The sequence below is a fragment of the Ideonella azotifigens genome, from assembly GCF_006519715.1.
GTDB lineage: Bacteria > Pseudomonadota > Gammaproteobacteria > Burkholderiales > Burkholderiaceae_C > Ideonella > Ideonella azotifigens.
In genome coordinates this window covers 1-3,445 of record NZ_VIDT01000592.1, presented here as the reverse complement: position 1 = coordinate 3,445, position 3,445 = coordinate 1, and the positions used below count along the sequence as shown (strand labels likewise).

Genomic DNA, 3,445 nt, shown 5'->3' with positions numbered 1-3,445 from the left:
GTGACCGCCGGCCAGCCCGCCAGCTTCACCGTCGCCGCCACCGGCAGCGACCCGCTGAGCTACCAGTGGCAGCGCGACGGCAGCGACATCGTGGGGGCGACCTCTGCAACGTATTCACTCGCGACCACCGCGACCACCGACACCGGCGCGGTCTTCCGTGCGGTCGTCAGCAACGTCGCCGGCAGCGCCACCAGCAACAACGCCGCGCTGACCGTGACCGGCGTGCCGCCGGTGCTGACGATCACGCAGCAACCCGCCGATGCCAGCGTGGTCGCCGGCAGTTCGGCCAGCTTCACGGTCGGCGCCACCTGCAGCAGCGGCACTTTGGGGGTTCAATGGGAACGCGCCAGCGGATCGGGCTTTGCCGCCATCGCGGGTGCAACGGCGCTGACCTACACCTTCACGAGCGCCACGGCAGACAACGGCGCGCAGTTCCGCACCACGCTGGATTGCAGTGGCCAGTCGGCGACAGCCAGCAATGCCGCCACGCTCAGCGTCGGCACTGCCGGCGGCATCACCGTGGGCCTCTTGAACATCGCCAATCGGGCCGCCCAGGCCGGGGTCAGTCAATTGCGCGGCGTCGACGCCCTGCCTGATGGACCGACCGTCTACACCAGCGCCAACAACATCATCAAACTGTCGGCCGACCGGGCCAGCATCACCGTGGTGGCGGGCACCCAGGGCACGCCCGGGAGTACCGACGGGCCGGGCGCGACGGCATTGTTCAGCACCCCGACCAGCATCGTGCACGATGCATCAGGCGCACTGTGGGTCCTCGACACCGGCAATTCGGCGGTTCGTCGCATCGCGACCGACGGCACGGTGACCACCGTCGCCCGTGGATTGACCAGCCCTTCCGCGATGGCGCTCGGGCCGGATGGCAACTTCTACATTTCGGTCCAGGGCTTCATCGTTCGCATGACACCCGCCGGCGTCGTTTCGAACTATGCGGGTTCGGGCAACTACGGATACCTCGATGGACCTGCGGCGACCGCCGACATCGGCGACGTCCGTGGCATGGCGATCGCGGCAAACGGGGACCTGTATTTCAGCCAATGGAGTTCGAGCGTGGTCCGGCGCGTGGAGCGCAGCGGCAACGTCGCCGGCAATGTCGAGACCGTCGCCGGCATTCGCAATGACACCACGGTGCCCGGTGTCGATGGCGTTGGCATCGCGGCCGGCATTCCGGGGCCGACAGGCCTCGCGATCTCGGGCACCAAGCTGTATGTGCGGGACACCAGCCTGATCCGCGCCATTGACCTCGGCACGTTTGCGGTGACCACCTTCAGCGGCAACCGGACCGGCCCGCTGAGGCTCAAGGACGGCCCGGCAGCAGAGTCGAACTTCGATGCGCCGGCCAACGGTGGAGCCAATGTGCTGGTTGCGCTGCCCGCGGGCGGATTCATGCTCGGCGACGGGCTGGCCATCCGCACATCCGATGCCGCAGGCACCATCACGACCATTGCGAGTTCTTTCAACCAGATCATCGCCCCGGGTGGCACAGCCGTGACCGACAAGCTGCCGTTCGCCGCAGGCAACCTCCCCGTCAGCCTCGCGGTCGACGGCCAGCACCGCGTCGTCGTCGGCACCGACCTGGGGATGTTCGTGCGTCGCATCGACACCGCGGGCAACCTGGAGATCCTGGCTGGCAACCCGGCTTCCGACGACAACTTCCCGGCGGACGGTGTCGGCAACGCGGCAGCGTTGAGAACGCCCGGCACATCGATCGCGGCAGCACCTGACGGGACCGTCTACTTCTCGGATTACCTCAGCGTGCGTCGCGTCGCGTTGGACAAGACGGTGAAGACCATCGCCGGGGGCTACTACCTGGATTCAACTACCGACATTGACGGACCGACGGGGACATCGCGTCTGTTAGGCGTTCCGTCCAGCATGACGATCGGCATCGACGGCAGCGTCTTTTTCTCCATCGGTCGCACAACCATCCGTCGCGTCGATGCGGCCGGCAACACCACCACGGTCGCCGGCCGGGATGGCACCACCACTTCGGTCGACGGCCCATTGGCCACTGCGACGTTCACAGGCGTGGGCGCCATGGTGACCGCGCCGGACGGCACGATGTACGTCGCCGACGGGCCGGTGATCCGCAAGATCACCCCGGCCGGCATCGTCTCCACGCTGCACAGCGCCGCGCTGGTGAAGGCCATGGCGCTGGACCCTTCGACCGGGTTGCTGTACGTCACGCTGGTGCAAGGTGACGGCATCTCGGTCGTGGACCCGGTCGCCGACACGGCCCACGTGTTGATCCGCTCGGGCAGTGCCCTTGTGACGGGCAATGTCGAACCGCGCGTGGGCGCGGTGCGGACACTGGCGATGCTGGGACCCAAACAGATCGTGATCTGCACCGACATCGACGTGCTGGCGGTGGTCACGCTGCCTTGATGCGGGCGGGCGGCCTACACTGGGTTCAACCCAAGCCGCCGCACGCCCCCATGACCGACCCGCTGGACCTCGACCGCTACAGCCTGCAGATCCTCTCCGAGCTGCAGCGGGACGCGCGCCAGACGGTGCAGCAGCTGTCCGAGGCGGTGGGCCTGTCGGCCACGCCCTGCTGGAAGCGCGTCAAGGACATGGAAGCCGCGGGCGTGATCCGCGGCTACACCGCGCTGGTGGACCGCGAGAAGGTCGGGCTGAAACTGGCCGTCATCGTCGAAGCCAACCTGAGCCAGCACAACGAGGACCTGGTGGCCCGCTTCGAGCAGGCGGTGGCGGCCAGTCCGCAGATCGTGCGCTGCCTGTCCACCACCGGCCAGGCCGACTACCTGCTCACCGTGCTGGTCGAAGACATAAAACACTACGAGCAGTTCCTGCACGACACCATCTTCAAGCTGCCCGGCGTCACGCATGTGCGCTCCAGCATCGTGCTCAAGGAAATCAAGTCCGAGGTGCGGCTGCCGGTGGGCGACCCGGCCAGCCCGGCCGCCACGCGCCCTGCACGTGTGCAGCGCAGCAAGGGCTGAGCTTCAGCCCGGCTGCGGCCCGTCGTAGCCTTCGATGATGATCACGTCCGCCGTCGACACCGGCTTGCGCAGCGCCAGCGCCCGCTGGTACTCCGGCGATTCCCAGCAGGCCAAGGCCTGCTCGTAGCTCGCGAACTCGATCACAACGTTGCGTGCCCGGTTGGCCCCCTCCACGCAGGCAAACTGCCCGCCCCGCACCAGGAAGCGCCCGCCATACTTGGCAAACGCCTCGGCATTCGCGGCCACGTAGTCCTTGTACTTTTCCGGATCCGCCACGTCCACGTGCGCGATCCAATATCCCTTGGGCATGCGACTGTCTCCCTGTTGGCTGGCAATGTTGCGGTCCAATTCTAGGAAGCCGCTGCAACACCTTCGGGCTGCAGGCCCACCGCCTGCGCCCAGCGCAGGTCGCCCGGCAACTCGCGCGGGCCTACCAGCAGGTGCAGCACACGCCGCCGGCTGGT

The 3,445-nt window shown here is 67.5% G+C and carries 4 protein-coding genes; 2 read left to right on the top strand and 2 right to left on the bottom strand.

The genetic code is table 11. The features are described from left to right. Positions 1–59 precede the first annotated feature (59 nt). Positions 60–245: a hypothetical protein gene (locus tag FKP22_RS24610; RefSeq protein ID WP_141290293.1), complete on the bottom strand. Its 186-nt coding sequence runs from the start codon at positions 243–245 to the stop codon at positions 60–62. Here FKP22_RS24610 and FKP22_RS24605 point away from each other — a divergent pair. Both FKP22_RS24605 and FKP22_RS24600 read left to right on the top strand, forming a co-directional pair. After that, positions 223–2,403: an NHL repeat-containing protein gene (locus FKP22_RS24605; protein WP_141290292.1), complete on the top strand. Its 2,181-nt coding sequence runs from the start codon at positions 223–225 to the stop codon at positions 2,401–2,403. The genes FKP22_RS24610 and FKP22_RS24605 overlap by 23 nt on opposite strands. Positions 2,404–2,453: 50 nt before the next feature. Further along, positions 2,454–2,981 (top strand): Lrp/AsnC family transcriptional regulator, encoded by a 528-nt coding sequence (locus FKP22_RS24600; RefSeq protein ID WP_141290291.1) that lies wholly within the window; start codon positions 2,454–2,456, stop codon positions 2,979–2,981. A 3-nt stretch (positions 2,982–2,984) separates the two neighbouring features. On the opposite strand, the gene FKP22_RS24595 is transcribed toward FKP22_RS24600, so the two are convergent. After that, positions 2,985–3,290 carry a DUF1330 domain-containing protein gene (locus FKP22_RS24595; protein ID WP_141290290.1) on the bottom strand — a complete coding sequence of 102 codons (306 nt, stop codon included), beginning with the start codon at positions 3,288–3,290 and terminating at the stop codon, positions 2,985–2,987. Positions 3,291–3,445: the final 155 nt, after the last annotated feature.